General features: G+C 27.6%; 1 protein-coding gene. It reads right to left on the minus strand.

Going from position 1 to position 381, the window contains the following annotated elements; all coding sequences use genetic code 11:
* The coding region (locus EN850_RS34120) for a family 20 glycosylhydrolase (protein ID WP_145973025.1) at positions 1 to 381 on the minus strand (381 nt) is incomplete at both ends.

The following is a 381-nucleotide window of genomic DNA, read 5'->3' on the forward strand; positions in this document are numbered from 1 at the left end:
GGTATGATTTTCCACCAGGAACCTCATCACCGCCCAATACTATTCTTTGTTCTTTTTGAAAATTTGGTTGATGAAAGAGATCTAAAATTTCTTTGATTTGCCTTTGTCTAATCTCTAATGCTTTTTGATTAGAAAAAAAATCAATTGTTTCATCGCTATAATCGCTTACGATATTTTCGTGTAAGTTTGAATTTTCATTTTTTAATAACAATAACCAAGCTTTTGAATGAGAAGGTAAATCAAATTCTGGAACAACCATTATATTTAACTTATTACTATAATGAATAAGGTTCTTTAACTCTTGTTGACTTAAATAATTTTGTGAAGCTATATTTTCGTGTTTAAAAAATTGAGATTCAATTGCATAGTTTTCATTATCAG

It is taken from the genome of Mesorhizobium sp. M8A.F.Ca.ET.207.01.1.1 (assembly GCF_004794715.1).
Classification (GTDB): domain Bacteria; phylum Pseudomonadota; class Alphaproteobacteria; order Rhizobiales; family Rhizobiaceae; genus Mesorhizobium.